General features: G+C 63.6%; 14 protein-coding genes. 4 read left to right on the top strand and 10 right to left on the bottom strand.

Going from position 1 to position 16,038, the window contains the following annotated elements; translation table 11 throughout:
* Window positions 1-3: 3 nt before the first annotated feature.
* Window positions 4-1,908, bottom strand: coding sequence for a DUF885 family protein (locus R3C98_RS17025; protein ID WP_371315271.1), 1,905 nt, complete (start codon window positions 1,906-1,908; stop codon window positions 4-6).
* 189 nt (window positions 1,909-2,097) lie between these two features.
* Between R3C98_RS17025 and R3C98_RS17020 the strand changes: the two genes are divergently transcribed.
* The gene (locus R3C98_RS17020) at window positions 2,098-4,683 is read left to right on the top strand and encodes a response regulator (RefSeq protein ID WP_371315270.1); all 2,586 of its coding nucleotides are present in this window, start codon (window positions 2,098-2,100) and stop codon (window positions 4,681-4,683) included.
* A 136-nt stretch (window positions 4,684-4,819) separates the two neighbouring features.
* Here the strand turns inward: R3C98_RS17020 and R3C98_RS17015 are convergent, their stop codons facing one another.
* The 3 genes from R3C98_RS17015 to R3C98_RS17005 form a co-directional block, all read right to left on the bottom strand.
* Window positions 4,820-5,197, bottom strand: coding sequence for a hypothetical protein (locus R3C98_RS17015; protein WP_371315269.1), 378 nt, complete (start codon window positions 5,195-5,197; stop codon window positions 4,820-4,822).
* Window positions 5,198-5,536: 339 nt separating this feature from the next.
* Complete coding sequence (locus R3C98_RS17010; protein ID WP_371315268.1) at window positions 5,537-6,271, bottom strand: alpha/beta fold hydrolase; 735 nt, start codon at window positions 6,269-6,271, stop codon at window positions 5,537-5,539.
* A 3-nt stretch (window positions 6,272-6,274) separates the two neighbouring features.
* Window positions 6,275-7,186: a 5'-nucleotidase, lipoprotein e(P4) family gene (locus tag R3C98_RS17005; protein ID WP_371315267.1), complete on the bottom strand. Its 912-nt coding sequence runs from the start codon at window positions 7,184-7,186 to the stop codon at window positions 6,275-6,277.
* Between the two features lie 142 nt (window positions 7,187-7,328).
* On the opposite strand from R3C98_RS17005, the gene R3C98_RS17000 reads away from it, so the two are divergent.
* Together R3C98_RS17000 and R3C98_RS16995 are read left to right on the top strand one after the other, a co-directional pair.
* Window positions 7,329-8,318, top strand: a complete 990-nt coding sequence (locus R3C98_RS17000) for an NAD(P)H-dependent flavin oxidoreductase (RefSeq protein WP_371315266.1) — start codon at window positions 7,329-7,331, stop codon at window positions 8,316-8,318.
* 20 nt (window positions 8,319-8,338) lie between these two features.
* On the top strand, window positions 8,339-8,758 hold the full coding sequence (locus tag R3C98_RS16995; protein WP_371315265.1) for a hypothetical protein: 420 nt from the start codon (window positions 8,339-8,341) through the stop codon (window positions 8,756-8,758).
* Here the strand turns inward: R3C98_RS16995 and selD are convergent.
* Complete coding sequence (gene selD / locus R3C98_RS16990; RefSeq protein ID WP_371315264.1) at window positions 8,755-9,801, bottom strand: selenide, water dikinase SelD; 1,047 nt, start codon at window positions 9,799-9,801, stop codon at window positions 8,755-8,757. The two genes, R3C98_RS16995 and selD, sit on opposite strands and share 4 nt — an antisense overlap.
* A 72-nt stretch (window positions 9,802-9,873) precedes the next feature.
* On the opposite strand from selD, the gene mnmH reads away from it, so the two are divergent.
* Window positions 9,874-10,917: a tRNA 2-selenouridine(34) synthase MnmH gene (gene mnmH / locus R3C98_RS16985; protein WP_371315263.1), complete on the top strand. Its 1,044-nt coding sequence runs from the start codon at window positions 9,874-9,876 to the stop codon at window positions 10,915-10,917.
* On the opposite strand, the gene rnhA is transcribed toward mnmH, so the two are convergent.
* The 5 genes from rnhA to R3C98_RS16960 are packed head-to-tail and all read right to left on the bottom strand — an operon-like array spanning window position 10,914 to window position 15,978.
* Window positions 10,914-11,357 carry a ribonuclease HI gene (gene rnhA / locus R3C98_RS16980; protein ID WP_371315262.1) on the bottom strand — a complete coding sequence of 148 codons (444 nt, stop codon included), beginning with the start codon at window positions 11,355-11,357 and terminating at the stop codon, window positions 10,914-10,916. The two genes, mnmH and rnhA, sit on opposite strands and share 4 nt — an antisense overlap.
* Window positions 11,358-11,396: 39 nt before the next feature.
* Window positions 11,397-11,972, bottom strand: a complete 576-nt coding sequence (locus tag R3C98_RS16975; protein ID WP_371315261.1) for a hypothetical protein — start codon at window positions 11,970-11,972, stop codon at window positions 11,397-11,399.
* Window positions 11,969-12,946, bottom strand: a complete 978-nt coding sequence (gene thrB / locus R3C98_RS16970) for a homoserine kinase (protein WP_371315260.1) — start codon at window positions 12,944-12,946, stop codon at window positions 11,969-11,971. Before thrB ends, R3C98_RS16975 begins: the two co-directional genes overlap by 4 nt.
* A 9-nt stretch (window positions 12,947-12,955) precedes the next feature.
* The gene (locus tag R3C98_RS16965; protein ID WP_371315259.1) at window positions 12,956-14,437 is read right to left on the bottom strand and encodes a spinster family MFS transporter; all 1,482 of its coding nucleotides are present in this window, start codon (window positions 14,435-14,437) and stop codon (window positions 12,956-12,958) included.
* A gap of 32 nt (window positions 14,438-14,469) precedes the next feature.
* Window positions 14,470-15,978: a spinster family MFS transporter gene (locus tag R3C98_RS16960; protein WP_371315258.1), complete on the bottom strand. Its 1,509-nt coding sequence runs from the start codon at window positions 15,976-15,978 to the stop codon at window positions 14,470-14,472.
* Between the last annotated feature and the right edge of the window lie 60 nt (window positions 15,979-16,038).

Genomic DNA, 16,038 nt, shown 5'->3' with positions numbered 1-16,038 from the left:
CGCCTATTCGGATGCCTTGGTCTCGGCGATCCATGCGTCGACATTTTCTTCGAGGATTTCCAGCGGCAAAGCGCCGTCTTTCAGCACGACATCGTGAAATGCGCGAAGATCGAACTTGTCGCCAAGCTCGGTTTTCGCATGTGCGCGCAGTTCCAGGATGCGGTTCATGCCGATCTTGTAGGCTGTCGCCTGGCCCGGCATCACGATATAGCGCTCGATGGCCTTGCGGCAGTCGCCTTCCGGATTGGGCGTATTGTCCATGAGGTACTGAATCGCCTGTTCGCGGGTCCAGTGCTGGTCATGGATGCCTGTGTCGACCACGAGGCGGGCCGCGCGCCAGATCTCCATCGCGAGGCGGCCAAAATCGTCGTACGGATCGCTGTAATAGCCCATCTCCTTCGGCAGGTACTCCGAATAAAGGCCCCAGCCTTCGATAAAGGCGGTGAAGCCGCCATATTTGCGGAATTTCGGTACGCCGGTCAGTTCCTGCGCGATGGCGATCTGCATGTGGTGGCCGGGAATGCCTTCATGAAAGGCCAGCGCCTGCATCTGGTAAGTCGGCATGTCCTGCATGCGATAGAGGTTGGCGTAATAGGTGCCCGGCCGGCTGCCATCCGGGGACGGCTGTGAGTAGAAGGCCTTGCCGGCAGATTTCTCGCGGAATGGCTCCACAGCCTTCACGATCATGTCCGCCTTGGGGAAAGTGTTGAACACGGTCGGCAGGTCTTCGCGCATCTGGTCGATCCAGGCCGTGGCCTCGTCCAGGTATTCGGCTTTGCCTTCCGGCGTATTCGGCTTGAAGAATTGCGGATCAGTTCTCGTGAAGTCGAAAAACGCCTTCAGGCTGCCTTCGAAGCCGACCTGTTTCATGATCGCGCGCATTTCGTCCTGGATCCGCGCTACTTCAGCGAGGCCGAGATTGTGGATCTCCTCGGCGGTCATGTCGGTGGTGGTGTAGTCAGCCAGCCGCGTGGCGTAATAGGCCTCACCGTCCGGAAACTTCCAGGCGCCGTCATCGGTGGTGGCGGTTTTTGCCTGTTCGCCCAGCTCCGCAATGGCGGCCTCATAGGCCGGGCCGACGGAGCCGGTCAGGGCATCGGCGGCTTCGGCAATCAGCGCGTTCGCCTCTGCGTCGGTGATGGTGCCAGTCTCGGCCAGGCCCGCGATCTTCTTGCGAAAGTCTGCCATCAGCGGGCTGTCCTTGCCGCTGTCGTCGAATGGCGCTCCGGTGATCACACCTTTGGCGTCCGAGAGGACATAGTCATAGACAAAAGCCGGCGGCTGGATGCCTTCCGCGAGCGCAATCCGCGCATTCTCGAGGTTTTGCTCCAGATAGGCTGGCACGCCGTTGAGGCGGGAAATGTAGGCCTCGGCATCCGATTTGGAGCCGATCTGATGCTGGTTGATGAGGAAGGCCGGAATTTCAGCCTGCACCCCGTTCATCTGGTCGAAGACATAGCGATGATGTCGGTATGTGTAGTCGGCTTCTGAATTCTTCAGGTTCAGTTTGGCGATCCGCCAGGAGAGTTTTGCCTGATGGTCCAGCAGGGCGGGATCGAAGCTTGCATCCATTTCGGCGATGTCGGCGCGCTCGATCTCCAGTTCCTTCAGCTGATTGGCGTCGGAAACATCATCCCACTCGCCGTAATTGTCCTTGATACCGAGATAGGTCTGCGAGATCGGGCTGCGGGAAACGGATTCGTCGAACTTCTGGTCGAACCACTCGTTCAGCCGGGCTGATTCAGCAGCGATTTCGTCAGCGCCCGGCACGTCGGGCGATTCGATGGCCTCAGCGGCAGCGGCTTCTGTCCCTGCCGCAGGCGCGACAGTTTCCTCATTCATGACACAGCCGGCCGTGGCAAAAAGCAGGGCCAACACCGACGAGCGGGCAATCAGGACAGGTTTCATGGAGTACTCCGGTAAGCGGGAATCTGTAATCTTGACGGACAGTCTTAACGCTTTTTTCGCTTTCGTTAACCTTTGCTGCCTATCTCTCTGTAGACTAGGATTCATAGCGGCTGAGTCGGTCTTGCCGGCCCGGCCGGACTGTATTGCCCGGCGCGTGTTTGTTGGCCGGTGGCGGGAGTGAAGAGCAGCATGGACACCAATACCCGGATGCATGAGAGCCCGCCTGACGAGGTCGAAACGTCGGAAGGCGGAGGCCTGGACCTGCCGCGCACCCGGATCGACGTGATGCAGCTCCTGTTCTGGGGCTGCCTGCTGATTTCCATCGCTGCTGCGAGCGTTGCGCTTGCCTGGCCGAAAGCCTCCGGTGCGCCGGGACCGATCCTGCTGATCTCCATGGGGTCGGGCGGGCTTGTCTTCCTGCTGTGGACCGTCCGCGGGGCGGGGCGCTTGCTGGGCCTGTTCCCGGAGAAAGGATCTGCCATCCGCGCTGCGCAGGCCAGCCAGCCGCGTTTCGGCTGGATCGAGGCATTGGACGAGAGCGTCCTGATCGCCGACCAGGGCGGTGCCCCGGTTGCCGCGAACACGGCCTACAAGGATCTTACCAGCATGGCGCTGATGGTCAGCCAGGGCGACAATGGCCCGGTGACGGTCGACCGCCTGTTCGGTGCGAGCCCCGGTCTTGCGGCGCCGGTCTATCGCCTGTCGAAGGATGCGAAGGCCGGTATGGCGCGCCGCGAAGTGCTTCCGCCGATCACGATCGGTCCGGAGCAGGTGCCTGCCCAGTACGAAATCTCTGTTTCCCCGCTGCCGCGCGGCAAGGTGCTCTGGCGCATCCGTCCGATCGCAGGCGAGCGTGAGGCGACTGGCGCGGCGGACCTGAAGTCGCTTTACGTTGAAGACGCGCCGATGGGCTTCTTCGCCGCCCGCCCGGACGGCACGATCACCTATGCGAACTCCTGGCTGCGCGACACGCTCGGCCTGCCGGAGTCGGCCCGCAATGTCCGCATCGACGACATCATGCGCCCGGAGTTCGTGAAGATGCTGTCGCGCGACCGCAAGACCGGCCTGCCGGGCCGTGTCGACGTCCAGATCCGCGGCCGCGACGGGATCGAGATCCCGGTCCACGCGATCACCACCTGGTCCGGCCGCGGCGCCGATGCAGCCGGCCGGACGATCCTGCTGCCGAGCGCGCAGATGCTGAACGGCGGCGAAGAGCGCTTCGCCCTGACCGGGTCGCGCCCGCCGCGTCCGGATGGTGACCCGATGTTCGACGACGCGCCCTTCGGCGCCGTCCGCCTGCAGGGCGACAGCGTGCAGGGCGCGATCATTCTCGATGCCAACCGCGCACTGATGGAAATGACCGGCGGCCAGGCCGCGCCGGGCGGCCAGTTCGCGGCGATGTTCCAGGCCGAAGAGGGCGAGGATGCGCTCTCCAGCGTTCTCGTCGACGCGATCGACAAGCCGGTCGGCCTGAAGCTGGCGGGCAAGGACCCGCGCCACGTCAATGTGTTCGTCGCCCTCGACGGCAATGGCCGTCCGTCTGTTGCCTATGTCATGGACATTACCGATCAGCGCCAGCTGGAGATCCGCCTGGCGCATGGCGAGAAGATGCAGGCCATCGGCCAGCTCGCCGGCGGCGTTGCGCACGACTTCAACAACGTCCTGCAGGGCATCATCCTCAACAATGAGCAGCTGATGGTCCAGCACCCGCTGGGCGACCCCTCCTATGCGAACCTCCAGTCCATCAACGAATTCGCGATGCGGGCGAAGGAACTGGTGAAGATGCTGCTGGCCTATGCGCGCCAGCAGACCTTCAAGCGCGAGATCTTCGCGGTGCCGGACTTCCTCAGCGAATTTTCGATCCTGCTGCGCCAGCTTCTGGACGAGCGGATTGAACTGGAAGTCGTCCATGGCCGCGATGTGCCACACATCAAGGCCGACAAGAACCAGCTGGAAAACGCGATCCTCAATCTCGCCACCAATGCGCGCGATGCGATGCTGAGCCACAAGAATGGCGGCAAGCTGACGATCCGCACCGCCCGGGCCACTGGCGCCGATGCCCATGCCAAGGGCTTCAAGTTCGTCGAAGATGGCGAGTACATGCTGATCGAGGTGGAAGACACCGGCCACGGCATGTCGAAGGATGTCATGGAGAAGATCTTCCAGCCCTTCTTCACCACCAAGGAAGCCGGCGTCGGCACGGGCCTTGGCCTGGCCACCGTTTACGGCATTATCAAGCAGTCCGGCGGTTATGTCTGCACGACGTCCGCTGTCGGCAAGGGCACCACTTTCCACATCTACCTGCCGGCCCTGAAAGCGGAAGAAGTGCCCGCCCCGGTCGAGGCAACGGCTGCCGACAAAGCGGCTGCCCGCCCGATGGATATTTCCGGCCGCGGACGAATTCTCCTCATCGAGGACGAAGACGGCGTGCGGGGCATCGCGGCGTCGCTGCTGCGTTCACGCGGCTATGAAGTCGAGGAGGCCTGCGATGGCGAGGAAGCCATGGAGATCCTCGAGGACAATCCGCAGGGCTTCGACCTCGTCATCTCCGACGTGGTCATGCCGGGCAAGGATGGCCCGACGCTGATCCGCGAAGCGAAGGAGTTGCTGGGCCATGCCCGCGTGATCTTCATTTCCGGCTATGCCGAGCGCGATATCGCCCAGCAGCTGGATGACGACCGGGCCGTTTCCTTTCTGCCGAAACCCTTCACAGTTCGTCAGTTGGCTGAACGCGTGAAGCAGGAACTGGGCAGCCCCAGCAAGGAAGCCGCCTGAAAGGAAGCCGAGGCGGAAAGGGTGCACTGAGCAGCGGCTCTGCCCTTCACCCGCCCGGTACGGTTTCCACCAGCACAGGCAACGCCCGTGACGGCGCTTTGAGTGCAGGCTGAATTTTCAGGAAGATGCTTCCGCGTCAGGTTTCCGGCAGGGGCAGGTTCAGGGTGCCGGGCATCGCAACCCGGCAGGCCACGAGCGGCTTTCCGGCTTCAAGGTGTTCACCAAACTGCAGGGCATAGGCTGGCGCAGCCGCCCGGCCATCGCAGGCCGCGGCAAGACGATCACTGGAATGCGCGCGGGGCTTCAGCCAGTCGCGTTCGGCTTTCTGTCCGGGAATCCAGTCGATGCTGACGAGGTAGACGCGGAGGTTTGGCGTCACCCCCCAATGATACTTCACCCCGCGCCCATAAGCGGCCCGTATCTGCGCGCGCAGCATCAGCACCTGGACCCAGATGACGGGCCAGAGAAAGGCGAGCTGCGGCGGGAAACGTGAAGGCGGGTGAAAGAGTGACATGGCCCGGACTATACGTCATGCCACGGAGGTGTTGGATAGGTTTGTTTGCTCGCCAATGATGGCGGCAGGCCCGGGGCTGTTGGCTGGTGGATAGTCCTCCACTTGCGTCACGCCCGATGGCCAACGGCCATCTGGGCGCCCATCCCTGAACGAGGCGCCGAGCACGTCATGACATGACGTTCCCGATGCACTGGTCAGAGATGGGTCCCCAGACCGCTACGCGGACGGGGATGACGCGGTTGGCGCATGAAGCATGACCGGCGCAGCACGAAATCCGTCTACGCCATGATCATGCATGACAACCCATGACTATAACGGACTATAGGCGACCAAGCCGGACTAGCCCTTCGCCCAGAGCGCTTTCAGGACGGTGGCAAACGAATCTGCCCGTTCGGCGCAGGCCCAGTGGCCGGCGCCATTCTCGATGTGCAGGGGCACTTTGTGGGTCTTCGAGAAACGCTCGGCAACGGAAAGGTCCACATAGGGATCGGTCTCACCCCAGTAGAGCTGGCCGGGAGATGGCAGGTTTGCCAGGTCGCTGACCCAGGCGCCGGAGAAGCGCAGGCCAATGGCAGACCGGTAGAGCTTCAGGATCGACTGGCGCATCGTCTTGTCGATCAGCGGAACTTCCTCCGCGGCGAGATCCGCCGGCATGCCGCCCTCGATGAGCGCCGCCTTCATGCGCGGCTTGTTGCGCATGTTCAGCATGACGAATTCGCCGAGCAGGGGCGTTGCCCACATGCGCGCCGTCTGGTGGCCGCGATAGTCCGGATCGATCACCGCATTGGTGACGCACCATGTGCGGATCAGGTCCGGCCGGAGGCTGGCGATGCGCAGCGACAGGAGCGCGCCCCAGTCATGGCCGACCAGGTCAATCTTTTCGCCCAGCTTCTCGATCTCGCCAATCAGGTGCGCCGCATAGGCATCCTTGGTGCAGGCAAAGCCTGCCGGCAGCGGTGTGCCGAAGCCGGGCAGGGCGGGGGCGAAATACTCTGAAGGCTGGAGACCGAGGGCGGCAACGAGCGGTTTCCAGAGATGGGGCGTGTCCGGCACGCCATGAATGAAGACCTTCATGGCCTATTCCTCCGAGGCCGGGGGCGCCCAGTCCGTTTCAGGTGGGAACACCTCTTCCATCGATCCGGCGAGGGAGGGCCCGTAGACCGGGTTCGGCAGGATGAACCAGCCATTGCCCCACATCTGGTCGAAGACCGGGGCGGCCGTCAGCGCCTTGCGCTCTGGCGGGGTGAGGGCCTTGTCATTGAAGATGTCGGCAATGTCGCCCAGCTGGTCACCGGCGAGGGCGATGACGCAGTAATTGTCCGAAATCATGTAGCGGCGCCCGTCCTTGCCGCCGCCATCCGGGGCATCGCCGCGCAGGTAAAGCGTCTGGCCGTGGACGAACTCGCCGAGACCGGCGGCCTTCAGCGTATCGGCAGAGCCCTGGATATTGGTGTTGGAGCGGTTCGTGTTGACGATGATCTCGACCCCGGCATCGCGCATGCGCTGGAAGGCATCTTTCGCGCCGGGAATGGCGACCGCCTTGCCCGCGCCGGTCTTCTCCCATTCGTCCCAGACGGCAGGAGCGAAGCCGATGCCATGACGGGCGAAATAGCCCATGGAGCCGAGATTCCAGATCAGCGTCTCGTCGGCATCGAAGACGGCGGCAAGCGGCTGGTCTGCGCCGCAGGCGAGAAAGTCAGCGGCCTCGGCTGTTGCGCCGGGTGCGAGCACGACGCTGGCGTTCGGGCGGTTTGCGGCCTTCGCTTCGACATACGACGCGATGGCGTTCCAGTCCTGCTTCAGCGCGATGCGGGATTCCGCAGAGCCGTAGAGCCATTGCTGGCCCTGGGTCGGGGCGGGGGCAGGGACTGGTTCCTCCACCGTCTTGATCACCTTCACGATGACCTTTTCCGTAGGGGCAGGGTCTGGCGGCGCAGTCTGGCAGGCGGCGAGAAAGGCGATGGTACCGAGGAAAATGCAATGTCTCATGGCGCATTTGTCCTTCAATCAGCCAGAGAAGTCTATCTCCCTCTCAAGACAATGCGCCGGGAAAGTTCCCCTTCGTCACTCTTGCCGGGGCGGGCCCGTTCGGCCATGGATATTGGCAAATCGTGACCGGAGGAGACATTCCATGAAGACCAAGCTCACCGAAATGCTGGGCATCGAGCGTCCGATCGTTCAGGGCGGGATGCACTATGTCGGCTTTGCCGAAATGGCGGCGGCTGTTTCGAATGCCGGCGGCCTCGGCATCATCACCGCGCTGACGCAGAAGACGCCGGCAGACCTCGCCAACGAGATCGCCCGCTGCAAGGACATGACCGACAAGCCGTTCGGCGTGAACATCACCTTCCTGCCGTCGACCACGCCGCCGGACTATCCGGGTATCGTCGAGGCCGTGATCAAGGGCGGCGTCAAAGTCGTGGAAACGGCCGGCAACAACCCGTCCGCCGTGCTGCCTGCCCTGCAGGGCGCTGGCATCAAGGTGATCCACAAATGTACCGCCGTGCGCCACGCGCTGAAGGCCCAGGCGATCGGCTGTGACGCCGTGTCGGTCGATGGCTTCGAGTGCGGCGGCCACCCGGGCGAAGACGACGTGCCGAACTTCATCCTGCTGCCGCGCGCAGCCGACGAACTGGAAATCCCGTTCATCTCCTCCGGCGGCATGGCAGACGGCCGCTCGCTGGTCGCCTCGCTCGCCATGGGTGCACAGGGTATGAACATGGGCACGCGCTTCATCGCGACGAAGGAAGCCCCGGTGCACGAGAACGTGAAGCAGGCCATCGTCGCTGCGTCCGAACTCGACACGCGCCTCGTCATGCGCCCGCTGCGCAACACCGAACGTGTGCTGACCAATGCCGGTGTCGAACGCCTCCTGGAGAAAGAGAAAGAACTCGGCTCCAACATCAAGTTCGAGGACATCATCGCCGAAGTCGCCGGTGTCTATCCGAAGGTCATGGTTGAAGGCGAGATGGATGCCGGGGCATGGAGCTGCGGCATGGTCGCGGGCCTGATCCACGACATTCCAACCGTCCAGGAACTGATGGACCGGATCATGAAGGAAGCCGAGGACATCATCGCCGGCACGCTCGCCGGCATGCTGGCTGGCAAGGTTCCGGCCTGATCCTTATGGGGTGGGGAAAATTGAAAACATCCGCCAGCCTGCTGGCCGGGCTCGCGCTTGCAGCCTGTGCCAGCACGCCGGAGGATGCGAGCGCCAGGCCGCTGGCCCTCTGCCAGGCCATGGTGACAGGTGATACCCAGCTGGAGCTGCGCATCAACAACCGGGGCGCGACCATGGACGATCTCTGCGCGTGCTATGTGCAGATCGAGGCCGGCCTGGACGAGGAAACCCGCGCCGACAACCATGCGCTGATGACGAAGATCATCGAGATGCGGGAAGGAAGTGACCTCTCCACCGAAGATGTCGCCGAACTGATGGAAGATGACCGGGACGGCAGCCTCTATGGTCTCACCGAAGAACGCATGAAGCGCGGCGCCCAGCCGGTCGAGGATGCGATGTCAAAAGCCCGCCGCGACCCGGAAAGCTGCCACGCGTCCTAGGCGACGCGGACGCCCGGTGCGCCAGCCTCGACGCGGCCCACAATGGCGGCGCCGTCATGGCCGTGCCGGGCGAAGAGGGCGAGCACGTCCTCTGCCACCTCCGGCGCGCAGGAGACGAGCAGGCCGCCGCTGGTCTGCGGGTCGCACAGCAGGTCGCGCTCGGTCTCGGTCATCTCGCCGCTGACCATGTGTTTCACCGAGTCCCAGTTGCGGCCCGAGGCACCTGTCTTCACGCCGTCCTCGGCGAGTTTCCGCGCGCCGTCGAACACAGGCACCTTGGCCTTCTCGATCACAAGCGACACGCCTGCGCCGCGTGCCATTTCGCTGCCATGGCCGAGCAGGCCGAAGCCCGTCACGTCCGTAGCGGCATGCACGCCGTCCATCGCAGAAAGATCCGTGCCCGGTGTGTTGAGGCGCGTGGTGGAGGCGATCATTTCCTCATAGTGCGCAGGTTCCAGGATCTCGCGCTTCAGGGCCGCGGAATAGATGCCGATGCCGAGCGGCTTGCCGAGGATCAGCACGTCGCTGGCCTTCGCATTCGAGTTCATCAGGATGCGGGAAGGATCGACAAGGCCCATGGCGACGAGGCCATAGATCGGTTCTGCCGCGTCGATGGAGTGTCCGCCCGCGACCGGGGCGCCGGCGGTCTCCGCTACCGATTGCCCGCCAGCAAGAATGGCGCGGATCGTCTCCGGCGAGATCTGCCCGATGGGCATGCCGACAATTGCCAGCGAGAAGATCGGCTTCGCGCCCATGGCGAAGACATCGGAGAGCGCATTCGTCGCCGCGATACGTCCGAATGTGTGCGGGTCGTCCACGATGGGGGTGAAGAAGTCCGTCGTCGCGACGAGGGCGGTCGTCTCGTTGATCTTGTAGACCGCCGCATCGTCGCTGGTGCCAGCGTCCACCAGCAAGTCCTTCGAGCCGATGGCCAGCGGCATTTCTGACAGGATATCGGCCAGCACATTGGGCGCGAGCTTGCAGCCGCACCCGCCGCCATGGGCGAGGGATGTGAGGCGGGGCTCTACAAGTGTATCGGCCATTCGGAATTCTCCTGCTTCGCCCGCACCTTAGCGCTCTGGTGCGCCGGGGAAAACCTGATAGGTCTGTGGCCGATGCCCTATCTTGAAACCGTCACCGACCTCAGCCCGGAAAACCTGGCCCGCTACGACGACATCATCGATGTGCGTTCGCCAGCCGAGTTTGCGGACGACCATATGCCGGGCGCGATCAACCTGGCCGTCCTGTCGAATGATGAGCGCGCGAAAGTCGGCACGATCTACAAGCAGGAGAGCCCGTTCCGGGCGAACCGGGTTGGCGGGGCCATCGTGGCGCGCAACATCGCTCACCATCTGGAAACGGCGCTGGCCGACAAGCCGAAAAGCTGGCGGCCGCTGGTCTATTGCTGGCGGGGCGGCATGCGCTCGAACGCGATGGCGACGATCCTGTCGTCGGTCGGCTGGCCAACGGGCGTTGTGAAAGGCGGCTACCGCACCTGGCGGCGCGAAGTGGTGGAAGGGCTCGACTGTGACGAGCCGCTATTGCCGGTGCATCTGATCGACGGGCAGACCGGCACGGGCAAGACGGCGCTGCTGCACGCGCTGGCCGAGCAGGGCGGTCAGGTGCTGGATCTGGAAGGTATCGCCAATCATCGCGGCTCAGCCTTCGGCGATGTCGACGAGGCCCAGCCGGCCCAGCGCATGTTCGAGACGGAGATCTGGGACCAGCTTCGGCGGATGGATTTGTCGAAGCCGGTTTTTGTAGAAGCGGAGTCCGCGCTTGTCGGCCACCGCCGCGTGCCGCGCCGCCTGTGGCGGTCCATGCTGGCCGCACCGCGGATCGAAATGCATATGAGCCTCGACGTGCGGGCAGACTACCTTGTCCGGACGTATGCGGATATTATCGCGGAAGCGCCGCGTCTCTCAGCCGCCATCGGCAAGCTGAAGGGCATCCAGTCCAACGAAACCGTTGAGGAATGGCTGACGCTTGCCGATCAGAAGAACTTTACAGAACTCGCGCGCCAGCTGATGGAGCAACACTACGACCCGCTCTATGCGCGCAGCCGCAAACGGCGGGAAGACAAGCCGGAAACCGTGCTTGAGATGACGGGCACCGGCGAAGCGGACTTCAAGGCCGCCGCCGAGCAATTGCTCGCTTAACGACCGCGGGCCTCTTCCGTGCCGCGGCGGGCAAGTTCGTCGGCCTTTTCATTGCCGGGGTCACCGGCATGGCCCTTCACCCATTTCCAGGTGATGTCGTGGCGCTGGCAGGCTTCGTCCATCGCCATCCAGAGATCCTGGTTCTTGACCGGCTTTTTGGCGGCGGTTTTCCAGCCATTGCGTTTCCAGCCATGGATCCACTTGGTCAGGCCGTCTTTCACATAGGTGGAATCGACGTGCAGCGTGACCTTTGATGGGCCCTTCAGCGCGTTCAGCGCCTCGATCACGGCCAGCATTTCCATCCGGTTGTTGGTGGTGGCGCTGTCGCCGCCCCAGAGTTCTTTCTCGTGGCCGTTCCAGCGCATCAGAGCGCCCCAGCCGCCGGGGCCGGGATTGCCGCTGCACGCGCCATCGGTCCAGATTTCGATCAAATCGGTCATGGCTTTTCAGGTGGTTGGCTTCGCCGGAGCCGTCAAGCGTCAGAAGACGTCAATGTCCAGATCGACGATCTGGTTGGCGGGCTTCACGATGGCGTAGAACAGGAGGCCGCAGAGCGCCCCAGCGATGGCCCCGATGAAGACGCCGCCAAACAAGGCACCGAGGCCGCTCGCGATGCTGGAGATCGTTCCGAAGAAACCTGTTGTGCCGCCGACAAGGATCGCGCCCCAGATACTGCCCCAGCGGATGTAAGGCTTGCGATGCAGGATACCGCGATAGGGCATGCGCCCGATGGACAGGCCCAGCGCCAGCCAAGCCGCGGGCACGTTGATGAAGAAGAGCAGGAAATTGTAGCTCGCCAGCTGAAAGGCGCCGCTGATGCCGCCGAGAAAACCGCCGGAGCTGAGCATGTCGAAATTGGCTGCCGCGCCGGTGATGCCCATGGCCAGCATCATGATGCGCGAGCAGACGACGCCGATGATGGTGACGAACAGGCAGGCCGCCATGGAGGAGAGGAAGAGGCCGAGCTTGATCCGCCGGAAACTGCGCCGCGCGGCCGTTCCGGCATAGCTGGGCAGGGCCGCTTCGTCTGCGCCGCTGCCGCTCGTCTCACTCATGCACCATAGCCTTCCGCCGTTTCGACCTTTCTATGGAAGGCGAGGCGTCCGGCATATTCGAGGGGGTTTTTGGGCTTTACGAGGGCACCTTCCGGCGTCGACGACCAGTCGACGAGGCGGGTGAGGAAGAATCGCAGCGCTGCACCGCGAGCAAGGATGGGCAGGGCGTCGCGCTCTGTTGCCTCCAGCGGGCGGACGCTTTCATAACCTGCGATCAGGGCCGCGCCCTTGGAAAAGTTGTAGTCGAGCGAAGGGCCGCCACCATCTTCGAAGGCCCAGGCATTGAGGCAGATGGCGAGGTCATAGGCGAGCGCATCGGTGCAGGCGAAGTAGAAGTCGATCGCGCCGGAGAAAGTGTCCCCCAGGAAGAAGGCATTGTCGGGGAACAGGTCCGCATGGATCGTGCCGCGCGGCAGGTCGAGTGATTGCGGCTTCGCCGCGGCGATGGCGGCGAGATCTTCCGCGATGGCGTCGGCAAGGCCCGGCTGCAGCGCGTCGGCGTCGGCTTCGCGGCCTGCCCAGAGGCGAGGCCATGAGGCAGGGCCCAGGCTGTTCGCACGCTCCATCCCGAAGTCCGCGAGCGCCATGTGCATGCGGGCCATGCCCGCGCCAAGCTCCCGGCACTGGGCGACGTTTGGCTTGCGGGGCGAAAGGCCTTCGAGGAAGGAAACGACCAGTGCCGGGCGGCCTTCCAGCGTGCGCAGGGCCTTGCCGTCCCGCGCGGCGATCGGCGAAGGGCAGGGATAGCCCTTGGCGGCGAGGTGCTGTTTCAGGCCGACGAAATAGGGCAGCTCCTCCGCGTTCACCCGCTTCTCGAACAGGGTGAGGATGTAGCGGCCTTTCTCCGTCTCCAGGTAATAGTTCGAATTCTCGACGCCCTCCGCGATCCCTTTGAAGGAGAGCGGGGCGCCGAGATCGTATTCGGTCAGGAAGGCGGCGAGCGCCTCGTCGGAAACCTGAGTGTAGACAGCCATGCAGCCGGATTAAGCTGCCCGGGTGATCATGTCACGCTGGAGTGTCTTTCCGGCCCAAAGATAATGAAGGGCCGCCCAGCCATAGAGCGTGGCGAAGATGATGATCGACCATTGCAGGCCGCGGGCATTGGCGCTGTTGCAGGCCGCTGCCTGGGCTTCGCCGAGGCCGGTCACGTCCTTGCAGATTTCCAGCGTCAGGCCGAGGTCGTGCCCGCCCAGCATCATCGTCTTCAGGAAGGTCGACAGGAAGCCGATCAGCGTCGGGCCGAGGCCGATACCGATCAGGTTCACGGCAAACAGCGTGATGGCGACTGCCGTTGCCCGGGTCCGGGCATCCGCGACACCGGTCGAGACGGCATACATCGGGCCGAGATAGAAATAGTGGAGCGTCGCTGCGGCCATCAGCGGTGGCAGCATCAGCGGCACGGTCGGCGCGAGATAGCCCAGCCAGTAAAGCGGCACGGAGAGGCCCATGCCGAGGGCCGGCATCCAGGACAATGCCTTCGGATGGCGCACGGCCATCTTGTCGGCCAGGAAGCCGGACAGGAAGACGCCGATGGCGGCCATCAGGCCGATGACGAGGCTGAAGATCAGCGCCGCTTCGGTGAGGCTGAGGCCATGCGTGCGGCGAAGGAAGGACGTCGAGAACTGTGCGATGCCATAACCTGCGAATGAGGCGATGGCGGCGCCGATGACAATGTGCACATAGGTCGGCTTCTTCATCAGCGTCTTCAGGGACGGTATGAAGCCGAGGCTTTCAGGCTTGGCGCCGTCGGCGTTCGGCGGGTCTGTATATCCGCGCGGCGGCTCCTTGATCGTGAAGCCGATCAGGGCGGCGATCAGTACGCCCGGCAGGCCGACGGCGACAAAGGCGATGCGCCAGCCTTCCATGCTTTCCCAGTCGATGGCATCGCGGGCCCAGGTCCAGCCCCAGCCATCCAGCAGATTATGGACGTTGTGGCCTGTGACATAGTCATTGATCGGGCCTCCGGCGAGACCGGCAATCATGCCGCCGAGCGGGACGCCGAGGGCGTAGATCGAGGCGGCCGTCGCGCGGCTGGAGGGTTTGAAATAGTCAGCGATGACGGATTGGGCCGGCGGGGTGCAGCCCGCTTCGCCGACGCCCACCATGAGGCGGAACATGAAGAGCGACATGAAACCGACGGCAAAGCCGCAGAGCACGGTCATCAGGCTCCACAGGGTGAGCGCGATCACGATGATACCGATCCGGCTGCGCCGTTCGGCAAGGCGCGCGATCGGAATGCCGAGGGTCGTGTAGAAGATCGCGAAAGCGAGGCCGCCCAGCACACCCATGTGCCAGTCTTCTAGCTGCAGCGACGTCTTCATCGGCTCGGTCAGGATCGCAAAGATCGACCGGTCGATGAAGTTGAAGATGTAGACAACGAGCAGAGCGCTGAGGACATAGGCGCGGTATCCGGAGGATCCGTATCCCGTTTCGTGTCCCGGTCGGGTCAAGGCGGCGTCAGTCATGGGCGTCTCCTGTTAGTATACCGGGGTCGAAATCATCCTTGTCCGGAGGTTGCAGTTGGGTCGTAGCGGTCCTTCATGAAGGTGCGCGCTGCGAGGAAATAGAAAATTGCGGCGATGATGAAGATCATCACGGTGGCGACCATGGAATGGCGCAGGCCTTCGGCATAGGCCGAGCAGAGGGCAGGGCCGTCAGCGCCGAGCTGGGCAACATTTCCACCGCAGAGTTTTGGCTCGAAGGTCGCGAACTGGTCGGCAAGCCCCTGGCTCGTCAGGCTCGACACCATGAAGTGCGTACTCATCCAGCCGGTGAACATCGGGCCGATGCCGTTGCCGATCAGGGCGACGATGAAGAGGAGGACCGAGATCGTCGTCGCGCGGGCGCGCGGGCTGACAATGCCTGTGCCCACCGTGTATTGGGCGCCGAGATAGGCATAGTGCGTGATCGCACCGACGACCCAGAAGCAGATCGCAACGGTCAGCGACGTCGTCAGGAAGGCGATCGAATAGGCCGGCACGGCGATCAGCAGGCCCACACCGGGCAGCCAAGCCGAGACAGCGGGGAAGCGGTGCGACAGCTTTTCGGAGAGATACCCGCCGAGGAAGGTGCCGCCCGCGGCGACAGCGGACAGCGGGGCGCCGAACTTCACTGCGGCCTCATGCAGGCTGACGCCATGCACACGCATCAGGAACGGGGTCTGGAAAGCGAACAGGCCATAACCGACAAAGGCCACGAAGGCGGCGCCGAGCGACAGCGACCAGAAGGTCGGCTTCCGGCCGAATTCCTTGAAAGCCTCCAGAATGCCGGCCTTCTCAACATGGACGGATGGCGCGTCGGAGTGTCCGCGCGGCGGTTCCTTCATCGTGAACCAGATCATCGCTGCGATCAGGACGCCAGGGGCGCCGATGACCACAAACGCGATGCGCCAGCCTTCGACCGTTTCCCAGTTCAGATGATCGAACAGGAAGCCGAGGCCGAGCGAGTGCAGCCAGGCACCCATGTCGGGCCCTTTGATGGAGGCAATCGTGCCGCCGAACAGCTGGGCGAGAACGCCGCCGATGGTGACGCCCATCGAATAGATGCCGAGCGCATTCGCGCGGCTCTTTGGCGGGTAGTAGTCGGTAATCAGCGAGTTGGCCGGCGGGGTACAGCCGGCTTCACCGATGGCGACCCCGACGCGGAAAAGCAGCAGCCAGATAAAGCCTGCGGCCAGGCCGCAAAGCGCCGTCATGATCGACCAGATGATGATGCAGAGACCGATGATGAACACGCGGTTGCCGCGGTCGGCCCACATGGCGATCGGAATGCCCATCAAGGCGTAGAAGAGGGCGAAGGGCGGGCCGTTGAGCAGGCCCCATTGCGCATCGCTGAGACCAAAGGAATCCATGATCGGCTGGCCGACGACGCCGATCAGCGACCGGTCGATGAAGTTCAGCGTGTAAACCAGCATGAGGGACATCAGGACGTATGTCCTGTAGCCACGAGAGCCAAAACCGGTGATATGGCCAGGCTGTGCTGCCTGGCCGGCTGTCGTATCGCTCATGTAGTCTCCTCCGGTTCAGCGCTGCCCTTCTGATCGGAGCATTTTGCTGGCGATGCCACC

Source organism: Hyphomonas sp. (assembly GCF_041398465.1).
GTDB lineage: Bacteria > Pseudomonadota > Alphaproteobacteria > Caulobacterales > Hyphomonadaceae > Hyphomonas.
Note: the sequence above shows the minus strand (reverse complement) of the source record. Positions and strands in the feature narration are given on the sequence as shown.

What these genes read in the sequence shown, in the direction of transcription:
- R3C98_RS16965 (WP_371315259.1), bottom strand. Translation starts at nt 14,437, where the DNA reads ATGACTGACGCCGCCTTGACCCGACCGGGACACGAAACGGGATACGGA.
- thrB (WP_371315260.1), bottom strand. Translation starts at nt 12,946, where the DNA reads ATGGCTGTCTACACTCAGGTTTCCGACGAGGCGCTCGCCGCCTTCCTG.
- rnhA (WP_371315262.1), bottom strand. Translation starts at nt 11,357, where the DNA reads ATGACCGATTTGATCGAAATCTGGACCGATGGCGCGTGCAGCGGCAAT.
- R3C98_RS17025 (WP_371315271.1), bottom strand. Translation starts at nt 1,908, where the DNA reads ATGAAACCTGTCCTGATTGCCCGCTCGTCGGTGTTGGCCCTGCTTTTT.
- R3C98_RS17020 (WP_371315270.1), top strand. Translation starts at nt 2,098, where the DNA reads ATGGACACCAATACCCGGATGCATGAGAGCCCGCCTGACGAGGTCGAA.
- mnmH (WP_371315263.1), top strand. Translation starts at nt 9,874, where the DNA reads ATGCCCTATCTTGAAACCGTCACCGACCTCAGCCCGGAAAACCTGGCC.
- R3C98_RS17010 (WP_371315268.1), bottom strand. Translation starts at nt 6,271, where the DNA reads ATGAAGGTCTTCATTCATGGCGTGCCGGACACGCCCCATCTCTGGAAA.
- R3C98_RS16975 (WP_371315261.1), bottom strand. Translation starts at nt 11,972, where the DNA reads ATGAGTGAGACGAGCGGCAGCGGCGCAGACGAAGCGGCCCTGCCCAGC.
- R3C98_RS17015 (WP_371315269.1), bottom strand. Translation starts at nt 5,197, where the DNA reads ATGTCACTCTTTCACCCGCCTTCACGTTTCCCGCCGCAGCTCGCCTTT.
- selD (WP_371315264.1), bottom strand. Translation starts at nt 9,801, where the DNA reads ATGGCCGATACACTTGTAGAGCCCCGCCTCACATCCCTCGCCCATGGC.
- R3C98_RS17000 (WP_371315266.1), top strand. Translation starts at nt 7,329, where the DNA reads ATGAAGACCAAGCTCACCGAAATGCTGGGCATCGAGCGTCCGATCGTT.
- R3C98_RS16960 (WP_371315258.1), bottom strand. Translation starts at nt 15,978, where the DNA reads ATGAGCGATACGACAGCCGGCCAGGCAGCACAGCCTGGCCATATCACC.
- R3C98_RS17005 (WP_371315267.1), bottom strand. Translation starts at nt 7,186, where the DNA reads ATGAGACATTGCATTTTCCTCGGTACCATCGCCTTTCTCGCCGCCTGC.